This window comes from Metabacillus sp. Hm71 (assembly GCF_051842955.2).
In the GTDB taxonomy this organism is placed as follows: Bacteria; Bacillota; Bacilli; order Bacillales; family Bacillaceae; genus Metabacillus.
Genome location: NZ_CM200278.1, coordinates 3253634 through 3276890, shown reverse-complemented (window position 1 = coordinate 3276890; position 23257 = coordinate 3253634). Strand labels below are relative to the sequence as shown.

General features: G+C 32.9%; 29 protein-coding genes and 4 pseudogenes. 18 read left to right on the top strand and 15 right to left on the bottom strand.

Annotated features, from left to right (window positions below):
- Nucleotides 1–158 precede the first annotated feature (158 nt).
- The 3 genes from ACSVDH_RS16055 (at nucleotide 159) to ACSVDH_RS16045 (ending at nucleotide 2865) form a co-directional block, all read left to right on the top strand.
- A complete protein-coding gene (locus ACSVDH_RS16055; RefSeq protein WP_439251271.1) occupies nucleotides 159–1562 on the top strand; it encodes a M48 family metallopeptidase in 1404 nt (467 codons plus the stop codon).
- Nucleotides 1563–2095: 533 nt separating this feature from the next.
- A complete protein-coding gene (locus ACSVDH_RS16050) occupies nucleotides 2096–2317 on the top strand; it encodes a hypothetical protein (protein WP_439251270.1) in 222 nt (73 codons plus the stop codon).
- Nucleotides 2318–2409: 92 nt separating this feature from the next.
- On the top strand, nucleotides 2410–2865 hold the full coding sequence (locus tag ACSVDH_RS16045) for a DNA methyltransferase (RefSeq protein ID WP_439251269.1): 456 nt from the start codon (nucleotides 2410–2412) through the stop codon (nucleotides 2863–2865).
- Between the two features lie 121 nt (nucleotides 2866–2986).
- Here ACSVDH_RS16045 and ACSVDH_RS16040 read toward each other — a convergent pair whose 3' ends face one another.
- Nucleotides 2987–3388 carry a YkvA family protein gene (locus tag ACSVDH_RS16040; protein WP_439251268.1) on the bottom strand — a complete coding sequence of 134 codons (402 nt, stop codon included), beginning with the start codon at nucleotides 3386–3388 and terminating at the stop codon, nucleotides 2987–2989.
- A 66-nt stretch (nucleotides 3389–3454) separates the two neighbouring features.
- Between ACSVDH_RS16040 and ACSVDH_RS16035 the strand changes: the two genes are divergently transcribed.
- Complete coding sequence (locus ACSVDH_RS16035; protein ID WP_439251267.1) at nucleotides 3455–3622, top strand: hypothetical protein; 168 nt, start codon at nucleotides 3455–3457, stop codon at nucleotides 3620–3622.
- A gap of 145 nt (nucleotides 3623–3767) precedes the next feature.
- On the opposite strand, the gene ACSVDH_RS16030 is transcribed toward ACSVDH_RS16035, so the two are convergent.
- The 3 genes from ACSVDH_RS16030 to ACSVDH_RS16020 all read right to left on the bottom strand — a co-directional run bounded on the left by ACSVDH_RS16030 (nucleotide 3768) and on the right by ACSVDH_RS16020 (nucleotide 4826).
- Nucleotides 3768–4055 carry a DUF2238 domain-containing protein gene (locus tag ACSVDH_RS16030; RefSeq protein WP_439251266.1) on the bottom strand — a complete coding sequence of 96 codons (288 nt, stop codon included), beginning with the start codon at nucleotides 4053–4055 and terminating at the stop codon, nucleotides 3768–3770.
- Nucleotides 4056–4086: 31 nt separating this feature from the next.
- Complete coding sequence (locus ACSVDH_RS16025) at nucleotides 4087–4356, bottom strand: hypothetical protein (protein WP_439251265.1); 270 nt, start codon at nucleotides 4354–4356, stop codon at nucleotides 4087–4089.
- Nucleotides 4357–4553: 197 nt separating this feature from the next.
- Nucleotides 4554–4826, bottom strand: coding sequence for a hypothetical protein (locus ACSVDH_RS16020; protein WP_439251264.1), 273 nt, complete (start codon nucleotides 4824–4826; stop codon nucleotides 4554–4556).
- A gap of 401 nt (nucleotides 4827–5227) precedes the next feature.
- On the opposite strand from ACSVDH_RS16020, the pseudogene ACSVDH_RS16015 reads away from it, so the two are divergent.
- The 5 genes and pseudogenes from ACSVDH_RS16015 to ACSVDH_RS15995 form a co-directional block, all read left to right on the top strand.
- Nucleotides 5228–5393 (top strand): annotated as a pseudogene (locus ACSVDH_RS16015) (XtrA/YqaO family protein).
- Complete coding sequence (locus ACSVDH_RS16010) at nucleotides 5390–5848, top strand: hypothetical protein (RefSeq protein WP_439251262.1); 459 nt, start codon at nucleotides 5390–5392, stop codon at nucleotides 5846–5848. The pseudogene ACSVDH_RS16015 and the gene ACSVDH_RS16010 overlap by 4 nt, the downstream one beginning before the upstream one ends.
- A gap of 166 nt (nucleotides 5849–6014) precedes the next feature.
- Complete coding sequence (locus tag ACSVDH_RS16005) at nucleotides 6015–6269, top strand: hypothetical protein (RefSeq protein WP_439251261.1); 255 nt, start codon at nucleotides 6015–6017, stop codon at nucleotides 6267–6269.
- A 356-nt stretch (nucleotides 6270–6625) separates the two neighbouring features.
- The gene (locus ACSVDH_RS16000) at nucleotides 6626–6997 is read left to right on the top strand and encodes a spore coat protein (protein WP_439251260.1); all 372 of its coding nucleotides are present in this window, start codon (nucleotides 6626–6628) and stop codon (nucleotides 6995–6997) included.
- Between the two features lie 97 nt (nucleotides 6998–7094).
- A pseudogene (locus tag ACSVDH_RS15995) lies at nucleotides 7095–7190 on the top strand (phage terminase small subunit); the annotation flags it as partial.
- A gap of 328 nt (nucleotides 7191–7518) precedes the next feature.
- Here ACSVDH_RS15995 and ACSVDH_RS15990 read toward each other — a convergent pair.
- The 5 genes from ACSVDH_RS15990 to ACSVDH_RS15970 all read right to left on the bottom strand — a co-directional run bounded on the left by ACSVDH_RS15990 (nucleotide 7519) and on the right by ACSVDH_RS15970 (nucleotide 10623).
- The gene (locus ACSVDH_RS15990) at nucleotides 7519–7863 is read right to left on the bottom strand and encodes a cupin domain-containing protein (RefSeq protein WP_439251258.1); all 345 of its coding nucleotides are present in this window, start codon (nucleotides 7861–7863) and stop codon (nucleotides 7519–7521) included.
- A gap of 151 nt (nucleotides 7864–8014) precedes the next feature.
- Nucleotides 8015–8569, bottom strand: coding sequence for a cysteine hydrolase family protein (locus ACSVDH_RS15985; protein WP_439251257.1), 555 nt, complete (start codon nucleotides 8567–8569; stop codon nucleotides 8015–8017).
- A gap of 186 nt (nucleotides 8570–8755) precedes the next feature.
- Nucleotides 8756–8905 (bottom strand): hypothetical protein, encoded by a 150-nt coding sequence (locus tag ACSVDH_RS15980; RefSeq protein WP_439251256.1) that lies wholly within the window; start codon nucleotides 8903–8905, stop codon nucleotides 8756–8758.
- Nucleotides 8906–9269: 364 nt separating this feature from the next.
- Complete coding sequence (locus ACSVDH_RS15975; protein ID WP_439251254.1) at nucleotides 9270–9371, bottom strand: helix-turn-helix domain-containing protein; 102 nt, start codon at nucleotides 9369–9371, stop codon at nucleotides 9270–9272.
- Nucleotides 9372–9783: 412 nt separating this feature from the next.
- Nucleotides 9784–10623 carry an STAS domain-containing protein gene (locus ACSVDH_RS15970; protein WP_439251252.1) on the bottom strand — a complete coding sequence of 280 codons (840 nt, stop codon included), beginning with the start codon at nucleotides 10621–10623 and terminating at the stop codon, nucleotides 9784–9786.
- Between the two features lie 1195 nt (nucleotides 10624–11818).
- Here ACSVDH_RS15970 and ACSVDH_RS15965 point away from each other — a divergent pair.
- Entirely contained in the window at nucleotides 11819–12931 is a 1113-nt protein-coding gene (locus tag ACSVDH_RS15965) for a GerAB/ArcD/ProY family transporter (protein ID WP_439251251.1), read from the top strand.
- Nucleotides 12932–13154: 223 nt separating this feature from the next.
- Here the strand turns inward: ACSVDH_RS15965 and ACSVDH_RS15960 are convergent, their stop codons facing one another.
- The 3 genes from ACSVDH_RS15960 to ACSVDH_RS15950 form a co-directional block, all read right to left on the bottom strand.
- Nucleotides 13155–13964 carry a methyltransferase domain-containing protein gene (locus tag ACSVDH_RS15960; RefSeq protein WP_439251249.1) on the bottom strand — a complete coding sequence of 270 codons (810 nt, stop codon included), beginning with the start codon at nucleotides 13962–13964 and terminating at the stop codon, nucleotides 13155–13157.
- 230 nt (nucleotides 13965–14194) lie between these two features.
- Entirely contained in the window at nucleotides 14195–15466 is a 1272-nt protein-coding gene (locus ACSVDH_RS15955; RefSeq protein WP_518616625.1) for a recombinase family protein, read from the bottom strand.
- Nucleotides 15450–15650 (bottom strand): recombinase family protein, encoded by a 201-nt coding sequence (locus ACSVDH_RS15950; protein ID WP_439251246.1) that lies wholly within the window; start codon nucleotides 15648–15650, stop codon nucleotides 15450–15452. Before ACSVDH_RS15950 ends, ACSVDH_RS15955 begins: the two co-directional genes overlap by 17 nt.
- A 263-nt stretch (nucleotides 15651–15913) precedes the next feature.
- Here ACSVDH_RS15950 and ACSVDH_RS15945 point away from each other — a divergent pair.
- A pseudogene (locus ACSVDH_RS15945) lies at nucleotides 15914–16075 on the top strand (GNAT family N-acetyltransferase); the annotation flags it as partial.
- A 117-nt stretch (nucleotides 16076–16192) separates the two neighbouring features.
- Here the strand turns inward: ACSVDH_RS15945 and ACSVDH_RS15940 are convergent.
- The 3 genes from ACSVDH_RS15940 to ACSVDH_RS15930 all read right to left on the bottom strand — a co-directional run bounded on the left by ACSVDH_RS15940 (nucleotide 16193) and on the right by ACSVDH_RS15930 (nucleotide 18287).
- Nucleotides 16193–16741 (bottom strand): recombinase family protein, encoded by a 549-nt coding sequence (locus tag ACSVDH_RS15940; protein ID WP_439251245.1) that lies wholly within the window; start codon nucleotides 16739–16741, stop codon nucleotides 16193–16195.
- 374 nt (nucleotides 16742–17115) lie between these two features.
- Entirely contained in the window at nucleotides 17116–17943 is an 828-nt protein-coding gene (locus ACSVDH_RS15935; RefSeq protein ID WP_439251244.1) for a carbonic anhydrase, read from the bottom strand.
- 38 nt (nucleotides 17944–17981) lie between these two features.
- On the bottom strand, nucleotides 17982–18287 hold the full coding sequence (locus tag ACSVDH_RS15930) for a hypothetical protein (protein WP_439251243.1): 306 nt from the start codon (nucleotides 18285–18287) through the stop codon (nucleotides 17982–17984).
- 435 nt (nucleotides 18288–18722) lie between these two features.
- On the opposite strand from ACSVDH_RS15930, the pseudogene ACSVDH_RS15925 reads away from it, so the two are divergent.
- The 7 genes and pseudogenes from ACSVDH_RS15925 to ACSVDH_RS15895 form a co-directional block, all read left to right on the top strand.
- Nucleotides 18723–19061, top strand: a pseudogene (locus ACSVDH_RS15925) (GNAT family N-acetyltransferase); the annotation flags it as partial.
- Nucleotides 19062–19158: 97 nt separating this feature from the next.
- Nucleotides 19159–19611 (top strand): hypothetical protein, encoded by a 453-nt coding sequence (locus tag ACSVDH_RS15920; protein WP_439251547.1) that lies wholly within the window; start codon nucleotides 19159–19161, stop codon nucleotides 19609–19611.
- A gap of 28 nt (nucleotides 19612–19639) precedes the next feature.
- Entirely contained in the window at nucleotides 19640–20329 is a 690-nt protein-coding gene (locus ACSVDH_RS15915; RefSeq protein WP_439251242.1) for a hypothetical protein, read from the top strand.
- A gap of 480 nt (nucleotides 20330–20809) precedes the next feature.
- Nucleotides 20810–21253, top strand: coding sequence for a DUF5063 domain-containing protein (locus ACSVDH_RS15910; RefSeq protein WP_439251241.1), 444 nt, complete (start codon nucleotides 20810–20812; stop codon nucleotides 21251–21253).
- 156 nt (nucleotides 21254–21409) lie between these two features.
- Complete coding sequence (locus ACSVDH_RS15905) at nucleotides 21410–21922, top strand: AAA family ATPase (RefSeq protein ID WP_439251239.1); 513 nt, start codon at nucleotides 21410–21412, stop codon at nucleotides 21920–21922.
- Nucleotides 21923–22138: 216 nt separating this feature from the next.
- Nucleotides 22139–22627 (top strand): DUF6584 family protein, encoded by a 489-nt coding sequence (locus ACSVDH_RS15900; protein WP_439251238.1) that lies wholly within the window; start codon nucleotides 22139–22141, stop codon nucleotides 22625–22627.
- 165 nt (nucleotides 22628–22792) lie between these two features.
- Nucleotides 22793–23146, top strand: coding sequence for a DUF4181 domain-containing protein (locus ACSVDH_RS15895; RefSeq protein ID WP_439251237.1), 354 nt, complete (start codon nucleotides 22793–22795; stop codon nucleotides 23144–23146).
- Nucleotides 23147–23257: the final 111 nt, after the last annotated feature.

Genomic DNA, 23257 nt, shown 5'->3' with positions numbered 1-23257 from the left:
ATGATTTTTTAATTTGCCTTCCTTGTTTTTTATCTATGATCTCCTGTATTAACATATTTTTATTATAACTCATTGGCGAAGGGAAAATGTGGATTAGTGACAGTCTCATACAAACCAAGTATAATTTTTCTAATTGAAATAAAGGAGACTTGAAACCATTGAACGAACATAAGCTGGCACCTACGGATTTGATTTATTACAAGGAGAAAGTTTATTTTTGGATCGTTTTGTTTTTTAGCATAATTTCATACGTGCTTTTTGCAGTATCCATTATAGGATTGATAATTATTATTTGCTTGTTTTTGCTTTCTTTTATACTTCATGGAATTATGATAGGGCAAATCCGGACCAATGCAGTAAAGCTTTCCCCAGCACAATTCCCTAATATTTATAAAAAAGTGGAAGATCTGTGCCATGAAATGGAGCTTAAAAAGGTGCCGGATGTGTATGTCATGCAGTCAGGCGGGGTTCTGAATGCTTTCGCGACCCGTTTTTTTGGAAAGAATATGGTTGTTGTTTACTCGGAAATCTTTGATTTGATAGAAGAAGGATTAGAAGAAGAACTTCATTTTATATTGGCCCATGAACTTGCCCATATAAAAAGGAACCATCTTGGTAAAATGGCATTTATGCTCCCGTCGATGTGGATACCTGGTGTGGCTGAAACGTACCTCCGCGCCTGTGAATACACATGTGACCGATACGCTGCTTACTACAGTGGTAACATGGGAGCTTCAAAAAACAGCCTGATGATGCTAGCCATAGGAAAAAAGATATTTTTCCGTGTTGATCAGGTGGAGTATATAAATCAAATCAACCAAGAAAAAGGATTCTTTGTCTGGCTGAGTGAATTTCTTTCAACGCACCCGCCCCTACCCAAGAGAATACATGCTATTCAAACTTACTTTAGTGAGATGGAACCTATCATTCTATCGAAAAAGTCAAAAATGTATTGGGCATTTGGCTCAGTTGCCTTGTTAATATTTGCAATTTTTGTATGGGGACTTAATTATGGACTGAATGCCATTGAATCCTTTGATCCTTTTGCTGATATTGAAGCAGAAGAAGCAATGGAAATAGTCGATACTCCTCCAATTATTGAAGCCGCTATTAATGGAGATATTGAAAAGGTGAAGAAGTTGGCGAAAGATGTTAAAGACATTGATGTAGAGGACTACACAGGGTTTACAGCTATGGATTGGTCAATAAAAGCAGGGAATGTAGAAATGGTTAAAACACTGCTTGAAAATGGTGCAGATCCAAATAATGAAACTAGTTACGGAATGACTCCACTTATGACAGCTGCTGAAAAAGGAAAACCTGACATAGTTAAACTTCTTCATTCTGCAGGAGCCGATCTGGATTACCAAGATATTGAGGGAGGTATGACACCATTAATTTATGCGGCACTTGGAGAAAATGAGGACACGGTAAAAGTTTTATTGGAACTCGGAGCAGACCAAGACCTGAAGGACTATTCAAATATGACTCCTTATATGCATGCGATTGATACAGGATATGAAAATATTGCGAAATTATTAGAACCTAAAAAAAGCAAATAGAAAAAACGCATGGGAATAGCGTTATCCCATGCGTTTTTCGTGTTATTTGTTTATTACTCCGTACCTTTCAACTTTTATCATTGGTGCACAACCGGGTAATAATGGATGGTCTTATTACCACGACTGAGCACCTCATAAACTGCCAAGTTTCTTCAGAAAAAAAGTTGATAAATCAACGATGTATAAAATCCTGCATATTCGATAAAAAATGCCAAAGAGCCAAACCCTTGATATGACTGGGTTTGGCTCTTTGGCTTACTTTCCATCATTTACTTTATGTAAACTAGATTTGTATTGAGTATTCATTCCTAGATGTTAAATGCAAATGTACAAGTCCTATTCCTAAGCGTATGATCCGATAATGGCTCTTAAACTAGTGTTAAGTGTTAACTGATAGCTACACCCGCACTTGCAAAACCTGTAATAGTGCTGGAACTCAGTAACATCATAAATGTTCCGCCAATGGCACATTTTAAAAAAACATGAGTAAATATAATTTATTAGTAAATCAATGTATGGTTAAGAGGGATATATTGGCTCCAAAAACTTATTATTACCATGAATATATCTTAGTACCATCAAGTGAGCCTTACCCGAAACAAACTTTTTACAAGGTATCTATAGGGCAACAAAAAGTCAATGATCATTTCCATGATGTTCTAAAAATTGAAATGGTCTATAATGACAAACTCGGTTCAGGTGGAAATATTAATCCTGCTTTTCTTGCTCTACTGAAGACTTCAAAAAAGTGTTAGAAGCATCATACAAACTTAATCGGTATGGACAATAGTGGAAATGGAAAAAAGGAAAACACACAACAGGGTTTCAAAATTCCAAAAGAATGCCTTTGAAAAACCATGAGAACATTTGTGTTTTTTATAAAAAGTTACCAACTTATCATCCGCAAGGATTACTTCCGTTATTAAAAGTTAGAAAGAATAAAAGGAAAAGTGTAGGTGGGATATTCAAACCTGGTGATGAAAGTTTGTTACAGGAAGACACAACTACACATACGAATTATCCAAGATCTATATTGGATTTTTCTCGTGACAGTAATACGTTTCATCCCACTCAAAAGCCTGTGGCGTTATTTGAGTACTTAATAAAAACCCATACAAACCAAGGTGATCTTGTCCTTGATAATTGTATGGGAGGATTTACGACCGCAATTGCTTGTGAAAATACTAAACGGAATTGGATAGGGTTTGAACTATTAGAGGAATATTGCGAAAAAGGTAAGCACCGAGTTAATGAAAATAGGGATAAATTAGGAATGTGGCATATGTCTATTATAAAGATTTAGAAGTTTAATTTATCTAAAGTTAAAAGAGATGGGAAAGGGAAGTACCTTTACCTTTTACGACGTTGACCTAAAATGCGAAGCAGTGAATCTATTAAATAAAAAAGACGAAGAAATCATCGTCCTAGTTTGAAAGGATACTAAATATCAATTTTCCAATCCAAATAGCAAATAGAATCCAAATAACAATAAAAAGAAAACCAACAAACCAATTCTTCGGCTTTCCATTTTTTCTTATTTCCTCTGCCTGAACTCGGTGCTCCTCAATTACAACTTGTGGGATTAACTTTAATGCCAAGGAAATACCAAGTGGAATGAGGATAAGGTCATCAAGATAACCTAGAACAGGTATGAAATCGGGTATCAAATCAATTGGACTGAAAGCATAGGCCACAACACAAATAGCGACTACTTTAGCATACCAAGGAACCCTATCATCTTTGTATGACAAATAAAGTACAAATAAATTTTGTTTTAATTTTCTTGCAAAGTTTTTAAATTTAGTCAATGTATTTGGTTCTTGCATATTGTTCATTACCTCCAATCTAAAATGATTATAAATCAAAAAGGAGAATAATGAGTGGTTTTTATTATGAACAATACGCACAAATTCATAAATAAAAAAACAATACTTTCTAATTTGTTAACAGTTAAATTTGCCAACTCGTTTGAAGTGCAGAGTGTCGTAGTTCGATTAGATTCGGCACAAGGTCATGATGTAACAAAACAAGCTGACATAGAAGCTGACCTTGTACCTTAAAGCGTCCTTTTTGTTGTTATTTATGCAAAAAGAAGACCGTTTTAAAATTATAACAGTCTAAAGAAGGCAAACGTTCTGCATCTTAGGTATTCAAAAATTAAGGAAGTGTTAAAGAAAATTTTAATCTTAAATATTATTCGTTTATTTAGTTTTGTTTCATAAAATTAAAGGCTTTTAATTTTTTTGATAAAAAATAATGACATAAAGCAATGATCCCTCCTGATAGGTCTGAAACTAAATCCAAATCAGTGTCTAATAAGTTTGGTTGATTCTTAATTTGAGGTTTAAATACTACATCTTGAAAAAATTCAAAAACTTCATAAAATGCACCTAAAGTTGTTGAAAGAAGGATAAAGAAAATTATTACTAGTTTTGTTTGAGAAATATTTATTTTTACAAACTGCTGAATAATAAAAAATGACCATAATGTCATTGAATACGTTCCAAATATGTGCTGTACTCGGTCAAATAAAGTTGAAGTGACATAAAAAAAATAATTCACCTAAATAAACATTACTAATTATCGACAGCATAACTACAATTCGAACATAAATAGGGATAATCCACTTTTGTTTATATTCGACAATCATATAAATTAACCAAAAAATAAGATCTGTAATAGCCATTCTCATGAAATCAATAGACCCAGTGAGCATAAGCCCTATGATACAAATAATTTGGATTATGATAAATATTAAATCAATTAATACCTTTTTGTGGGAGTTATTATTCATTTATATTACTCCTAAAAAGATTGATTGGATTAAATTAAATTCTGGTATAGTGTTTCCTATTAAAAAAATAAAAATACTTAATGTAACTTATGTACTACCACATATAGTGGTAGTTACTTACGATAGACGTTTTCTTGTTTTAATAAAGAATATGATTTTTTTGGGGTAAAGTGCAAATCCATCAATAAAAAAATATCCTATTTATTTCTAAATGATACCCACGTTGTTTTTAATGAAGCATAAGACCCGATTGCAGCATAACCATAAAACCAACCCATAAAAAGACCAGCTATAAAATCGTGGCGATGGCTTATAAAAATTGAAATGCCTAATCCCAGAATAAGAGCAATTGTCGGAACATATTTTTTGTTGACTTTGAAACATATTTTTATGAGTTGAGTAATCAACATTACAACTGGAACGGCAATTACAGCATCCCAAAAATTTGTATGTATTGTGGGGAAATCCATTTTGCTCACACCTTTCATATTTTATTATGAACATTAATGCATAAAAAAAGACTGTTAATGTTTTAACAGCCTTAGAATAAGAGTATAAATAATAGCGATGTTTGATTATATTCAGTTTTAACATGAATTGTTACTAATAGCATGTTTTACATAAAAAGCCAAGGAGCAACTTGATTTTTAAAGGATATCGATACCTATTATTGATAGTATTAATTTTACAGCTGCTAGAGTAAAAAGCATTCCTAGAAATACTTTATAAAAAAACCTCCAATACTATTGTTACAGAGTTTAATACGGAATAGGGGGTACAAATTTTATATAAGGAGATTTCCTCTATATAAATAATTCGACAGGGAGGGGTCTTTCTGAGGTTACATAAATTAAAAATAGACCCTAGTACAATGAGACTAGAGATTGATATAATGGAACTAAAAGGAAGTTTTGCCATTGTTTTGTGCGAAGGTAAGGCTAAAATAACCGAATTACCTTCTACATGGTGAAACCAAAATAATCACTCATCAAGGAAAGGTGAAACGCGTTAAGTTTGATGAGGGGGAAGAGTTTTGACTGAGTTTTGGAAGATATTTGCCACTGCGGTTTTAACTGCATTTGCATCTAATTTATTTGGGTATATTAAAGAAAAACGTACTGCTTCTTCAAAATATACTGAACAGGTTCTAACTGAGTTATATGTACCTATATACAAAATATTAGTTGAAAGAATTATTCCTGGTGATGGATACGAGGGTATTGATCAAGATCAATTAGATAGTATAAAGGATATTATCGATGATAATCCTGAGCTTACAGATCCTATTCTAGAGGGGCTTATATATGGTTACTTAGAAGATGCATATTGGAATGTAACAAGAATACACGCTGATCAACAAGATCCAAGGTTCGAAACCTATGATAGTGATAGAAGACTTTTGGATTATATATTAATTTCTTTTAATAAAACAAGAAGGCCCTTAGGACTCCCCCATCCTAAAGAGTATGCTTTTCAATCTTACTTAAAGTAAGGGGTTGGAAATACAATTATACGCATTAAAGAAAAATGCGAAAATTAGATAAAATGAGCAAAAGAAACAAATAGTTCTACCGGCCATCTGGAGGACACTGATCTTTTCACAGATTTACTGTGTTTTGATTAGTGTCCTTTTTATTTTGTTACAGAGGAGAATGTAAATGAATAGAAGAGAAATTGAAAACATTCTTAAAAGTTATCACTGGATGATTAATTCAATTAAGATTTTGCGTGAATCTCTGGAGGATGCAGGGGAAGGGTTAACAGCTCAATACGGGATAGAAGCAAGTCAACCAAAACCTTTAGGGCTGACAGGCGATCCTATTTACCGTGAAGCTCTTCGTAGAGACAAGAGAAGGATGGTTATATATAAATATGAAAATAAAATTTCTGTTATCCAGATCGTATTCATTTAATTAAAGATGCCCGTGAAATAGAGGTTCACCATTGGCTACTTGAAGGAAAAAGCTATAGAGGGATTGCAATGCATATGGGACTTTCCCACTCACATATTAGAAGAATAAGAGAAAGTATAGTTGATAAGTTCTGTGAATCAGATGTTCCAAACGTTCCGAAATTGCAAAGTCAAAAATCGGCTTGCTAAAATAAGAGGGAGGTCGGCACGGCTGAGTTATAATTTTTGAGTTTTCAAATATAGTATTTAATTGATTTAATAGCATATTTTAATAGATTTAGTTAATTTGGTAAGTCAAAATTTCCCTTTATTAATAATTTATATTGTAAGGTATTTATAAAGAAAGGGGAAATTTCTATGGGACGTAAAAGTTGTTATGGTTCTGGTAGAAATGGTTTTGGCGGTAGAAATGGTAATGTCGCAGGTGCATTCGACAATGGTAACAATGTTGCTGGAGCTTTTGACAATGGAAATGGAAATAATGTAGAAACAGTTTATTCACCTACAGAAAATATTGTAAATACTACAACAAATCAACGTACTATTAGAAGTGTTCATCCAACTCATATTACCAATGTGCAAAGAAATATTGTTAGAGTTGAAAATTACTATCCATTAACAGAATCTTTTGAGAATGAAACCTATGTTCAGGAATACGATTGTGGAAGTGATTTGAATAATCCACGTTGTACGCCTAGAAAAAAATGTAAAAAACACAAACAATACTAATAAATTTTAGAATTTACCTTACTTTTTAGTATCCTTCGGGGTGCTTTTTTTATTTTCCAAAACAACTTAAATAATCGGGGGTGGCAGGTGATGTAGCATGGCTGAAAAATATGTACTTGCTGAAAATGATTATGTTAAAGGTATGAAATACAAAGACATTGCTGAAAAGTATGGGGTATACATTGAGGGGATAACTTTGATTCTTTGCCTGAAGGTGATACAAACGGATGGAATGTAACTTTAGTATCTATTAGAGCAGCACAAGATGTATCTATTCACAATGTTAGATGTTTAAGAGGATATGCTTCGTTCTTAACATTAGTCGGTTTATATAGATGCACCCTATCAGATCTTAAAGTGAAGAATCTGAAAAACAATCCTTCTGGTGGTTGTTATGGATATGGAATTAATGATATATCTTGCGAATATGGAAATGTGTTTTCAAGCCTTTTTATAGATTGCAGACATGGTTATACAACAAATACGAATGATATACCTGCAGGATCAACAGACTACGAAAGCTATGGAAGGAGTGCAAATACAAATGTAAGTAGGTTTGCCCAAGGTTGCTCGAATACAGGTTTTGATACACATGAAGGAGCATTTAACATCAAGTTGATTAAAGGTGCTATTTCAACTCCCTCTTGAGAGTTCAAAATTATACGTTCACCATTGACTTCTAACGTGGCAGTGCCAGATAAAACATAGAAAAATTGACGTGCTTGTTTATGAAAATGCCTTACTTCTGAAGTGTTTACGGCCATCCGTTCGTGAATGATACTTAATTCTTTATTTTTTACTAGATGCCATCCATCACAAGCATCTCCCCATATGCAATGTTCTGCGTTTTGTTTACTTATCTTCATACCAAATATACCTCTTGTATTTTTTAATGAATTTTAAATCTCTAGGATAGTTAGTACAAATTAAAACCTTATGAAATTAAACTGTACCATTACTTGAATAATAAAAGAACGACATTACCCCATTATTGAAGTAATGCACCATTAAAGAAGTTTAGGTACTAAACTTTTTAATCAATTTCTCTGTTGTAAGTACAGTAGCAAATTCGTTATGTAATGTAGCTAAAGATACATTATGGATAGTTTCAGCATTATAATAAGTATTATTTTGGTCTTTCATACCAAAGGCTGCAGTTGCATCTGAAATAAGGTAAGTTTTGAAACCTAAATTTCCACTCATTCGAGTGGTTGTAGATACACAATGAGGTGTAGTTAAACCAGTTATAACTACTGTTGATATTTGATTTTCTCTTAAATACTTTTCAAAATTAGTACCTATAAAACTACTATTTACCTTCTTAGTTATAATTACTTCTCCATTAATAGGTTTAACGATTTCTTTAAATTCAAATCCCTCATTCTTAGGATAAAAAACCGAAGAAGGATTATCGGACATATGTTGTATGTAAATAACCCGCCAATTTTTTTCTCTCCAAAGCTTTAATATATTGCTTATATTTATTTCTGCGTTTAGATTATTACGCTCTCCCCATTTTTTATCATCAAATGCTTTTTGTACATCTATAATAATTAATGCAATCTCATCCATTTTTTCCCCTCCTAGTTTATTCATTACATTCTAAAATACAGATAACAGCTTTGTAAATTGAAATTTCTTATTGAACAAACCTTTCGTTAGTTGAATAAGGAATTTTAATTAACTTGGACAATTAAATTTAAAAAGCCCTTCCTAATGGAGGGGCTTAATTGTCCACTTAAAATATCTTTGTCCTCTTTATAAGTAATTACCTTTATCCATAATTGGAGAAAGTGTGGATTGTGAGCACTCTTCATGCATCAAAGTGTAATGCTCATTGATATAAACCACGTCTGTTCCTTCGAACCATACTCCACATTCAGGACAACGTATTTTCCGAACTTTCAAAACCAATCAACTCCTTGTATTATTTTCAATAAGGAGTTCTTCTTATAGTTCTAATTTTCTATTAAGGAACGGTTAAATAAAAGTAAATTTATTGTGAAGTTCTAAAATACTCATCTAACAATTTTGTGGAATGCATCTTCAGTTTGACTTTATTTCTTCATTTGTTCTAATGAAATTCTTTACAATAACAAATACATCATTATAAGATAAATTATTGCCCTCAGCTAAATTAATTAATCGAGTCCATTTTGTTTCCAAATCAAATTGATTGTCTTCTAATTCCAATGCATAAGAAGATGAAGCATTATAAACTATACAAAGTTTTCTCAATAATAAACTTCCAACATTTGAGCTTCTTTCAGCTCTAGAAATGAAGCCCTTTATCTACGTTAATCATTTCTGAAACATCTGCTTGAGTAAGTCCTTTTGCTAATCTAATTGCTTTAAGTCTTTCACCGATATGCATCTTGCACCTCATAGGTTTTTGTTATAAGAGTAAAATACTAGTTTTAAGAAATTGTTAATAAAAGGTTAATCTTTGTAAATTCTTTGTAATTATTTGACTATAATCCTATTTGCAATCAAGTTATTGTCTTTGTCCCTCACAATAAGACCCTTCTTAATTAGAGAAATAACCGTAGACTTATTAATTCTTTGAGTGTAGGGCTTTTACCATGGATTGAAGTATTAAAATAAATGCGAAAAATTTTCCTTTCAAGGTCACTATACATAGAGACCACGCTCCTTAAATAAATATTTCATGAACAAATGTTCGTATATTCGAGGATAATTATTTAATTAAAGCACAAAACCCCACCTGGAAAGGTGAGGGTTATTATTACTTATTTGCCGGCACAATTTATTAATGAATATATAGTTTAGTAAGCTTGATCCATAGATAAATACTCCCATAATGTTTGTTGTAATGTACCTTTTGTTTCTGCTTTCTCTTCAAAGGATATTCCTGAATGGACCATTTTCCTTACTAGTTCGGGACGTAGCCCTGTAAGGATTGGTTTACATCCCATCATCGAAATAGCATTTAATACCTTTATGAAGTGGTCTATGACATCTACTTCCATATCGGCTATTCCTGACATATCCATAATCAATCGTTGAATCCTTAAATTTGATATCTCTATTAATGCTTTTTCTTCAATAATCTTTATACGATATCCATCGATCATTCCAATTAATGGCAAAACAGCAACAGATTTGCTAACTGGAATGATTGGAACAGATAGATGCTCAACTAATTTCCTTTGCGATTTAATTAAATCATCCTTGTAATTTGAATAGCTAATGAAAAAATTGTTTATAAATTTGTCGAGTCTGTTATTAATCAGCTTCTCAAGTTCAAAAAACTCATCTCGGTTTCTTGAATTACCATTTAGCTCGTCAAAATGATATAGAAAATACCATATCGTTCGTCTTATTACCTGTACCCACTCCAGTTTAAGGGCGAGGGTTAAGGCATGTTTTGCCCAGATGATTCCTTCTTGTTGAGCAAACTTAATTAGTTGATCTTCTTTATTCTCTATGACATAGAGGGAAAGCTTTTCAGCATTTTCCAAAAGATTAATATTACCCTTTTGTAAAATTTCATTAATTTTGGGTGCTACAGTAACGGCCTCTGATAATAGTTTTTTTTGAAAAATATTTCTGTTTTCAATAATAAAATCATTGATATTCTCTTTTTTGCTAAAAGTCGTATCCATTGAAATCTCCTCGTTTATTTTATCTTGAATTGTATTCACGAGAGAAAAGCCTTTTTACTATAATTCTTTATTTGTTAAAGATATCCCCATCTGTTTTAACATATTTATTTAAGATTTTTCAAAGTAAAAGGCATTTTTGAATTCAATTCATCATAAAAAATAGCTTTTAACAAAAGAATGGAGCGTTCACTTTAATCATGCAAATGCGGTTCTCATCGTAATAATAAATGCCATAACCAATAAAAACAAAAATAATTTATCTTTGTTCTCCAAATAGTCCTACTAGAAAATATATATTAACAAAACCACTATTAAAACCTGCTCCATGTTGGCTTCCGGTTCACCCATTAGGCTCAAGAATATAGTCATAACAAGGACATACAGGTTATAGATCCTTAATACATTATCAATATATGGTAGTCACACATAGGGTTATTTTACCTAATATTTAACCAAGTGTATTTACCAGTTTGCGGGATGAAACTGAATCAACTCCCCGTTCAACCGGCGGCTCCAATTCTCAGAACTGATTAACCCGAATATATATAGGTCCATCTCTACCATACCCTATTTGTGATGATATGAAACACCCTATTATTACAGAAATTTCACATTTTTTTATAATTGGCCAAGGCTACATGTAGGCATGCGAGATTAAAGAAGTGAATTCCAAACTTCACTTTTTTCCGTACTATGCACGCTTTCTCCACGTCGCCCCTAGATACTATCCCTTCCATGCCGGGCCAATGCAATCTTATTTCATAGTCATGACTATCCAAGGGGTGAAGGGCCAGCTGCACAAAAAGAGATCTTCAACGAAGATCCTTTTTATAAACCTATATTTAAGTTAGAAACAGGGGGTTCCCACATTAATTTAAAGTATAAAAAGGAAACATTAAATAAAAACAACATTGAGAACACTTGAAACCAGAAGTAGTTGTAAATAGGATTATTAATAAACGTGTTTAGTTTTCAATAAGCAGTATAAAAGGATCTTAGATTTTAGAAAATCCCTTTTCATTGCCTATAAGCACGATTATGTTTTTGTATACAATATTCATTCGATACTGTGAGAACTTGTTCTACTATCTGGCATAATGTGTTCATACTTGGTAATAATAAACAAAAATGAAATTTCGTTTTGATTTGGGATAATTGAAAATCTTTTTTCTAGGGAAGTTTAGGGAGACGAATTATGAAGCAGGAAAAAATAAGTTCACTCCAACTTTTTTATATAATAATTGGATTTGAGTTAGGAACAACAATGCTTTTTGGATATGGTGCAGGAGCTAAGCAAGATGCATGGTTAGTTATGGTGATTGGAATGTTAAGTGGGCTAATTTTAATGGGTGTTTTTACGCAATTATCGGCCTATTATCCAGGTGATACAATTGTTTCAATGATACCTAAAATTATAGGAAAGTATCTTTCTTATCCTTTAATCATGGTATATATTTTTTATTTTATCTATGCTGCTTCTAGGGGTTCTCGAGATTTAGGAGAACTGATTACAACAACAATGTTGGTTGATACCCCAACCGTTATTGTTATTGGAAGTTTTATGGTGCTAATGATCTATTGTCTTCGGGGTGGAATTGAGACTTTTGGAAGAATGGGGGAAATAATCTTTCCAATTTACATGATGTCACTGATTGTGGTTTGGATTCTGTTATTTAGTATTGAATCATTCAATCTTAAAAATCTTACCCCTGTATTAGGAAACGGTGTTAAACCAATTTTAAAAGAGGTTTATCCTGGCGGAGTAAACTTCCCATTTGGAGAAACATTTATCATCATGATGTTTTTTCCTTTTTTAAACAATAAAAGGAATATAAGAAAAGTAGGTATGTTTATCATTTTAGTTGGGGGAGTATTGCTTACAATTAATTCTATTATTGTATTATCTGTTTTAGGACCCCAAATTTACGGTAGGGATTTTTTTCCTCTTCTAACAGCTACTCGCATGGTTTCAATTGCGGATTTTCTTGAACGTTTTGATGTATTGATTATATTAATGATGGTATCAGGAGTATTTTTTAAGGTTGGAAGTTGGATATTTGGTGCATCCATTGCAATCTATCAATTATTCAAGCTAAATCATTCTAAATCGGTACTACTTGCTCTGGGTTTTATTATTACCCCCTTATCACTATTAATTGCAACTGACTTTGTTGAACATTTAAAAATTGGATTGGGATATAATTATTTTCTTTATTTCCTTGTACCATTGCAAATAATAGTACCGATAATGCTACTTTTCATCGCTTTTATTCGGAAAAAGTTCAATCATAAAAACTCTTCTGTCTGAAGCTCAAGCTATCAGTAAAACATTAAGAAGACAACAATAACCTCTATATTAAATAAGTAAGAATTAGACTTAGTTTAATAAAAATGCCTAGTCCTATTGACCAGACTAGGCACCTAGTCAGGACAATAGGACCATGCATATTACTAACTTGTTTAACTAATGCACCAGTTAGTTGATTAACAACATAGTATAAGTATAAATAGTTGCTAATTTTAGTGGGGCTTTAATAGAGCCTTACTCCTTCAACTGCTAACATATACATAGTTAAAGATTCAGCATCACGCATCATCCATTCTCGATAATCGTTTTCAGCACTCACATAATCCTGTTCACAAATAAAACCGTCTCTCGCCATTTGAACTCCTCTGCTTGATGCAGCATCGGCCCATATCCCAATGCGAGTTTGAAAATCAGGGTCCCTTCTATTTGTGACCTCATGAATGGGGGTTATAGTAATATCTTCTATACCAACTTTTTGAAAAAGTCCAGGAAGGTTATCGGCAATTGTATTATCCATACCTGCTTCTGCACGCCATTTCAAATAGGCAGCGTAAAAGTTGAGCATACTTGAAGGTGGCAGGGGATTCCATGAAATCTTATCATGGTTATAATCCGCAATTAAAATGCGACCTCCAATTTTTGCAGCAGATGTCATCATTTTCAATCCTTTTAATGGTTCGGATAACCATATTAAAACCCGTGAACAGGTAACAATGTCAAATTGTTGTTCATAAGGAAGATTATAAATGTCACCTGTTTCAAATGATAATCCTGGTATTTCGCCATATGATTGACGTGCTTTTTGAATTAAGGTTGGATTACTGTCAATTCCTACTACACGTCCATTTGGACCCACAGCTTCTGCTATGCCTCTAGTAATTGCCCCTGTACCACATCCAACATCAAGAATTGCCATGCCTTCCGTAATAATTTCTGCAAGCCTTTTGTGTGAGTTTGTTAACGTTCTGGAATCTAATACATTTGTTAACTTTCCAGATAATTCAGCACGATTTCGAGCCATTTTTGTATCCAACCATGATTCCCCTCCCTTGCATTTATTACAATTTTCAATAAATTGATTTTACCATTTAAGATTTTATTGTTCTAATAAATAATAACCACCCTTTTAATTCCATAATGGAATTAATAAGGTTCATAATTAAAATTTAAGTTAATACGATAATAGTTCTCTTCAAGGGTTATTCCTGTTGTTATTAAACAAAACTGCTTCTTTAGTTGAAGAAGCAACTAGTAAAAAGAAGATTAATAAAACTCAATATCAGTGATAACTAAACTCTCAACAACCGGCCGATCACCGATCTTATCTAAATCAATCCTTTTCACGAGCATCTGAAGTAACATTTTCTTTTCAAGCGAGTCCATGTGTTCCCAATTTTCACGAACATTGTTTAAAACCTCGATCATTTCATTAGGACTCATTTTTTCATTGATAGGGTGAAGGGAAGAGAGCTGTTTTTTAATTTCCTCTTCTTTTAAGTTTTCTTCATTCATTCTCTTAGTGAAATCCTCATCAGTTAACATCTCATTTACCCAGGCATACTGCCACTTTTTACGTCTTTTTTCTAATAACTCCAATTCAGCACGCAAAGATGATATTTTATGGTTTGCTCGATCTGCATCTTTAGTAGATGAAACATCGGTCAAGATATCAGTTTCTATTTTTATTTTTTCAAGTTCCTTTAAAAAGTGTTGCTCAATGAACCGTTCAGACATATTTTTCTGGTCACATAAACCTAAAGCTTTGTTAGAACAAACATAAGACAACGATACATACTTTTTATTGCCACGAGTCATACCACCGTATTTACCACACATAGGAGCTCCACATCTTGAACACTTGGCAACACCAGAGAAAATAAACTTACTTGTTGCAGACCTTGGATGTACAACACTCCTGTCATTTATAATCTTTTGTACTTTATTAAAAATATCTTTATCTATGATTGCAGGGACAGCATTTTCAATTTCAAAATACTGTTCAGTATTAACGCGGTAGTTATAACGCATTGTTCCTTTGTAAACAGGATTTCTTAAGACATAACTAATTTTTTCTCTTGTCCAAACACGACCTGTTTTAGTTTTAATATTCATTACGTTCAATTCATTAGCTATTTTAAGCATGCCTTTTCCAGACAAGTAGAGATCATAAATTTTACGAACGATTTCTGCTTCATCTTTATTAATAAGAAGAGTATCGTTTTCTTTGTCGATTTCATAGCCGAAAGGAGGGATGTTGATTACCCATTTTCCTTCCTTAGCTTTTTGCTCCATCCCCATACGGACACGCTCTGAGAGGTTCTCGCGTTCCCATTGCGCAAGAGCAGCAACAATTGTGATAAACATTCGACCCATTGCAGATGTAGTATCATAAACCTCCGTAGCACTTTTAAATTTACAATTGTATTTATCAAATATTTCTAAAAGTTTATATAAATCAATTACAGAACGAGTTAGACGGTCAAGACGGTAGACTAAAACGCAATCGACTAGTCCTTGCTCAATATGCTTTAGCATTCGCTTTAATTCGGGCCTTTTCATATCCTTGGCACTTACTTATACCATCATCTATAAAGAAATCCACTACAGACCATCCCTGAGACACACAGTAGGCTTTTAGACGGTCAGTTTGTGCTCGAATGGAATAACCTTCCTTTGCTTGTTCATCAGTTGATACACGAATGTAGATAGCTGTACGCATGAAATCACCTCATATTAATTATTGCTTATATTTCTGATGATTTATGGTATATTTTTGTAGAATCCAAAACACACGAATAGAACACTTGTTCCTGCTTTATTGTAAAATAAAACCCCTAAAATAAAAAGGGGAAGAAGGATATAATATAAAATTTTATCGTATTAAATTATTAGTGCTAAAATACAGACATTTTCTTCTTCAAGTAACGGTGCAGGTTTGTTGAATAAGTTTGTTGAATATAGAAGATAAAACGAGGTGATTTAATGAATATAAGAAAAGCCGTTTTATCAGATGCGAATGGAATAGCTAAAGTACACGTTGATATTTGGAAGACCACCTATCAAAATATTGTTCCAGATGAATATTTAAATCAGTTGACTTATGAAAAGCGAGAAAAATTATGGGAAAACAACATTTCAAAAGAAAATATGTCACTTTGACCGATAATTTGCGCTTATTTTAAGTGTTATTTTGCACACCAAAATTTAAAACCCAGCTACCTTTACATTAGAAGATAAGCTGGGTTTCTTCATTATTTACTATCATTCTAAATATCGATAAATCGTCGTCCGAGACACGCCCCACTTTTCAGCAACATCTTTAATTGGTGTACCATTTTCAATTAAAGCCTTCATCATTTCAATATCTTTTGGTCCATACTTTTCTGGACGCCCACCTAAACGCCCACGTGCTTTTGCAGCTGCTCGTCCTGCAGCCGAGCGTTCTTCAATCAGATTACGTTCAAATTCCGCAAACGCTGCGAACAAGTGAAACATTAATTGGCCCGTTGCATTACTTTTATCCATTGTTAGGTTTTCTTGCAGACTATGAAAGCCAACACCCCGTTCATTTAAACTGTTCACAATTTGAATCAAATCTTGCATGTTGCGTCCTAGTCGGTCCAACCGCCAAACGACAATTGTATCGCCTTCACGTACATACTGAAGTGCTTCCTCTAAACCGGGACGTTGTTTTTTTGCTCCACTCATTTTATCGTGAAAAATTTTCGTACAACCATGTTGTGTTAACGCATCTGTTTGTAAATCTAAATTTTGTAATCCTGTTGACACACGTGCATATCCAATTAACACCAATTATCACTCTTTTTAATTTTTACTCTGCTTTCATTGTAACATAAGATAAAAATAAACAGGTTATTGAACATAGAATAATGAACAGGGTTTTATTACATTTAAGACGATAAAAAACGCCCCTATCTAATCAAAAATAAGCATGTTCAGAAAAGGACGAGTTTTGGAACAAATAATAACTTATTTATGAAATGTCCTGCTTTTTTAATTTTGTTCAGCAATCGGGCCAGATTGTTGAACAAAATGAAGAGACGTAATCTAAGGATTTTCAAAAAGGAAAAAAGGTGAGCCGAAAAATAATTTCTGGCTCACCTTTTTTCTATTGAAGTATAAATAAGAATAGATCTTATAGCTTAGGACGACAAAATCTAAGGTCAATCTTCATGAGTTAAAACCTCATATACATCGCGATCGTTCCAAGGTTGAACTGGTCGATGATTGTCTGGGAAGACGGATGCGAATAGGTCAATTTGTTCTTGAGATACTGAAATCGGTTCCGCAAAAACTGTCCACTTTACCCCTTCTGAACAAGGTGGGGTGGTTAGGGATCCGTTATAATGGTACGCCGTTTTGTCTTGAGGTAATAAAGAGGAAAGATTAATTTCCTCTTCCAATAGAATATTTTCTTCTGATTCTTCCTTCGGTAGCTTAGACCAGAGTTCTGCTAGAGTTTTATTCTCTTTTCCTACCTTCATCAATACACCAAGTACAGCTAATTGATCGTCTGCATTTTTATGTACTAAATGTATCTCCATATCCAAATTTTTTCCTTCCATTTGATGTTCAGATGGAACATGGAAATGGAATTGAACTAATTTATATTCCTTACCATCAATAACAATAGAGTTTCCGTCTGTGTTTGCATCTGCTTGCACAGTATGTCCATTATTTTTAATTGTAAAAGAGCTCGGCTGATAATTGATTTGGATATTTGCCTCTGAAGTTGCATTTGCTTTTGCATCTTCTAAGTTGATGGGAGATTGTTCCATTCCCCTTCCGCATGCTTTAAGAGACGAGTCTAAGGCAGCCCAATATTCTGGTCCAGTATCCCCAGAATAAGACCAATGTATATCATGTTCTTCTTTTTTCGTTTCATCCTGAGCCGCATTCTTATCATCTTGGTCTTTTGGGGAAGGTGATGAAGAACATGCAGTAATAGTCACCGTTAACATACCCATCATAATAAATCGAATCCACATCATTTTTTCATTTCTCCTTTGAAATTATGGTTATTAGATATTTATTCAAAGGAGTTGATCACGTAATTGGATTGATAAAAAATGGTGGTAATTAGCATAAGTCTTCTAGTAAATATAGAAATCAGATTAAAGGAACTAGTAATAATTAAGATAATCATGACTAAAACAGTTGCCATGATAACATTAATATCCTTTAGTTTTCCATTATCATCAATTAGGTATTCTGAATTTTGGTTTTCAACAAGATTGATTTCTTGAACATCAATAGCTTGTGGGTAATCGTAAATAAAATAACAGGAAAAGCTATATATTATAACCAAAATAGAGAGGGCAAAGTATCTATTCAAAACTTCACGCCCCTTAAAAGAAATTGTTATAAATATTTATAACATAATTAAGGAAATTAATATATTTAAATTTTAATAATTAGTTAAGGAAATAAAATGATAGATCAGTTGGTTAAAAGGTAATTCGGATGTTTGGGAAAAAGTGGTTATTTTTAGAAATATTAATGGAAATGCACATGAAGCGAAGTTCGTTAAACCTACCTGTCTAGTGAAACAGTTCGCAAACATTATGTAGAGCTTATTCGGGCGCGATTGCTGAACAATAAGTAGTCGCTTTTTTACTAGTCGGATCCTAATAGTTCTATAAATAATTGGATGTAAATAATTAAGAAACCCAGAAATCTTTTCATGTGAAGGTAGCTGGGTTTTAAAGTTCCATGTGCAAAATAGCACTTAAAAAAGGTGCAAAATAAATCCTAAAGTGACAAAAATGTCTTTGTTGCCGAAGACAAAGACGGTAAAATCATTGGTTTTGCAGATGGCGGAAGAGAAAGAACAGGAAAGTACGAGGATTATATCGAAGAAATATATTCAATTTATATTTTACAGAGTCATCAAGCTCAAGGGATAGGTAAGCAACTAACCAAAGCTGTAATAGATGAATTATTGAAACTAAATATAAATACAATACTTGTCTGGGTCTTAAAAGATAATAGTTCCCGTTATTTTTATGAGAAAATGGGTGGTAAAAATATAGATAGTAAAACGCTTGAAATCTCTGGAAAACAACTAATTGAGTTAGCATATGGATGGGACGATATTACCTCTTTTTAACAAAGATTATTTAACTAACGTAAGCAGTTTAGTTTAATAACTATATGAGTAACCTTTTGGTAATTTTATACGTCTTTAACCATAAAGGGGGTTGTTTATGAACAAATGTCTTTTTATTTTAGTAGTTCTTTTTGGTCTTACCATTATGGGTTGTTCAAAAGAGGGAATGTCAGGGGAAAAACCTCCAGAGGTATATATAAAAATTGGTAATGAAAAGTATGAAACAAAACTTGGCACTTATTGTTGGAAAGGTACATGTGCTGATACGGCTGGACCTGTTGAACTTTTAAAGGGAAAAGAACCTATTAAAGTAATTCTTGGTGAGAAAATATCTTTTATAATGGACTATAAACCAAAACCAAATGAATTCCATCTTATACAGATTAATGAAAGTAATGAAAATGAAATCTTGGTTAAAGAAAATGGTTTTTCCGCACCTACACAAAAAGGGGTTTATTATTATTCTTATGGTGTATGGTGGATGGATGAAAAGGAAGAGAACCTATCTCATGGAGATGCTTTTTATGCATTCGTTTTAGAAGTAAAGTAGTTCTTATTAAACTATAGGGTAGCAAGAGTTGAAGATCAGGGCTGTCTTTGCGGCAGCTTTTTCTTGTTGTGCTAACGGATGCAGTATAGTTGAAGAAGGAGTTTGGGAATTAAAAACGAAATATTATTGGTATCTAATACTGCAAGGACTGATCAGAATGATTCAAAATAATTCAGTTTTTAATATAAAATATGAGATATTTGATGAAGATATAGATTATTTAAAAACAACGGATAATTCTTTGGAATATGAAGAAATATACGGATTATTTACAATTAATATTAAAGAAAATGAGTATATATTATACCCTGATCAAGATGATTCGGAAGAAATTAAAAGAAGTTATTCTGAATCGTTAATAACACATTTTATAGTTTTAAATGAGGCTTTGAAACTTATGAATAATAATCAATATGTAGCAATTAAATACTTGGAGGACTCTACAATCTGGTTAGAGTTTAGGATTGAAAATGATATAGTTTTAATTAGTAAGGTTTATTGTGATATGTATAGAATGAAAGACATATGTGCTAATGAAAAATATTTAAGGGGAAAAAGATACTATTCATTTAAAAACGTAAGTGTACCAATAAAAATTGTTAGAGATGAAATAAGAGTAAAATCCCTTAGATTCATCGATGAAATAAGGGCTATAGATTCAAAGTTATTATCTCTTTTAAAAATCAAACATCTAATCAATTTAATAAATACATTTTAATTGGCATGTATACACACCTAATTTTGATAAAACAAGAAAAGTAGGTATGATATGAAATTCGAAAAGATTAAAGAGGGTATATTTGTAATTGGAACTTATACTTTTCTTCTTCTGTTCTTTTATAGTTTTATTGATACAAATTGGAGCAGTGAGAAATTAAATTATTTCAAGCCATATATAGGTGCTTTGGGTTTGCTTATTGTGGTTGGATATATCGAAAGGTCTCAGACAGTTTTATCAAAGAAAAATTACCTCTGGATTAAAATTTTCGCCATAATCTTTAGTATACTATTACAAGTGTTTTTGGTATCTCAATTGAAATTTTAACGTATGCTTATTGAACTAAAGGGTGCAAGAGTTGAAGATCAGGGCTGTCGTTACGGCAGCTTTTTCTTATTCAAGTAACGAAAGCAGGATAGTTCAATAAGAAAAGTGAATTTTACCATATAAAAAAATGTAATTATAAGATGAGGAGATAAAATGAAAAATAAAGAGGTTGAAGCTTTTTATTTGTCGACTTTGCAATATTGCAACTTAATAGAGCATTGGAATAAGGAAAACTTTAAATTAAATAATCTTCTTTCTTCCCTTTTGGATTTGTATTCAAAAGCGTTGTATCTTCCAGATGTTGAACCAAAAGATGATGAAATTTCCAATTTAGATATATCTGTTCCTCAGATTAATTTCGGCCAATATAACCATTATTGGGAAGTTTTTAACCCTTACCAATTAGAAGAACCAGTCGGTGCTAGCTTAACTGATGACATCTTGGATATTTACGAAGACGTGAAAAGAGGCATCCACTTATATGAAAAAGATGAGTACACAGGGGCTGTCTCAGAATGGAAAATAAATTTTGAAATACATTGGGGCAGTCACGCAGTTGATGCAATACGTGTTTTACATTCAGCTATTTTTAGATGATTCTTTTTCAGCTTACGGATGCAGTATAATTGAAGAAGAGGATTCTTTATTAGAGGGTGATGGTGTGAAGATTTGCACTTAAACTATAGAAGCATTTAGCGACAGAAAGACATATCTAATATAGTGTGCTTATCTAGTTGAATGGAGGATCTAATCATGGGCATTAGGAATTATCTGATTGGAGGCGTTTCCGGCTCCGGCAAAACTACGGTCTGCAACGAATTACAGCGGCGCGGCTACCATGCCATTCATGGTGACCGTGAATTGGTTTATCAAGGCGATCCGGAAACTGGTACCCCGACGGATGGCTTTAAACCCGAACACCATATTTGGCATGTAGATAAAGTAAAAGCTTTAGTCGCCAATCAGGATGAGGCGGTAACATTTTTCTGCGGTGGTTCGCGGAATTTTCACAAATACATCGATCTCTTCGACGGCGTGTTTGTCCTTGATGTCGACCTGGAAACCTCTCTCCGGCGGATTGATGAGAGAGTGGCACTGGACCCAACTGACTGGGGTGGCAGACCAGAGGAACGGGAAATCAGTAAGCGCATGTATCAAACGAAAGAAGGCGTTCCCAAAAACGGGATTATAATCGACGCCACGGCACCGATTGATCACGTCGTTGACGAGATCATCCGTCAAAGCGAAGAAAATAAACGCCAATGACAGTAACTTACGGTCGCTCACGGACAGCCATTACACCGGTGCACCTGGATACGAATAGTCCCATCAACTGCGCTAACAGGTGCTTTGCTTCAATAAGGAGCAAGGCATTTTTCTTATTCGACTAACTATGCAGTTTTGTTGGAGAAGGAATTAATATGAACAATCGAGAAATAAAGGTGAAGAAAAAAATAAAATGAGGTGTTTTTCATAGAAAAGATGCCTGTTAATACCCTAAAAAAAATAGAAGAAGATATTTTAAAAAATGATTTAGGGAAAGCAAGGGATAGACTACACGGGTTAATATCAACCTATCCTAATGAATTAGAACTCCGTAAAAAGTTAGGCGAGATATATTTTGAATTAAAACATCCTTCTATGGCAGGTCGATACTGGTATTTAGAAGAAAACAAAACACCAGAAATGATAAAAGCGTGTATTGTTTTTGAAAAATCAATGGGAAATGATCCTATTAGAATAGCAAGAGCTTTAAAATATAAAGGTAATACTGAAATCTTAAAACGACTAGAATTAGACCAGGCAATTACCTCTACACAAAATAAAGTGAAAGAAATATTGATGGAAGAACCCGAACCCGAAGATTCATTAGAAGATAAATTAGTTACATTTGGTTGTTTATCAATAATAATTTTAATAATTATCTTTACATTAATTGGAGTTTACACATTCTTTAACTGGATATTTTGATCAAAATCAGCTTTGTATGTATATAGGTTGGCTTTAAAACTAACGAGGTACGTAAATTAAAGATCCAGTTGCCATTTTTGGCGGCTTTTCTTATTGAGTGCAGTTTAATAGAAAGTAGGGTTTTAATATATAGTTCTATAATATTAGGAAAGAGAAGACTAAATTATGGCTTTGATATGGATTATATTGACTATGTTTATAGTTGATTTTTTACTAAGGAAACTTTTAAGAGTAAAACATAAAGGATTTTTTGGGAGATATGAACATTTTAATAAAAACTACGCACTTGCTGAAAAGTATACATTCATTATATTTCTTGTTTTGCTAATAAGTAATATTTTTATTCAATTTGTTAATGATCCTTTTATATTTACGTGGGCACTTCTAACTTTTATTTGGTTAATAAGGGGTATTCAAGAATGGAAGTATGATAAGGAAAATAAAGAATACATCTTTAGTTGGATTGGTTCAACTACCTTTTTGATAATAATTGCTTTGTCTTTAATAGGTTTAGTTTAATGTTGTTTCATTAACGGTAATTTATTTCAAAATGGAGTAGAGCATTAATGGGGCAGAATAGTTATGAAACATAATAAAGGAGAGCAGAAATGGAATCTAATGCAAGACAAT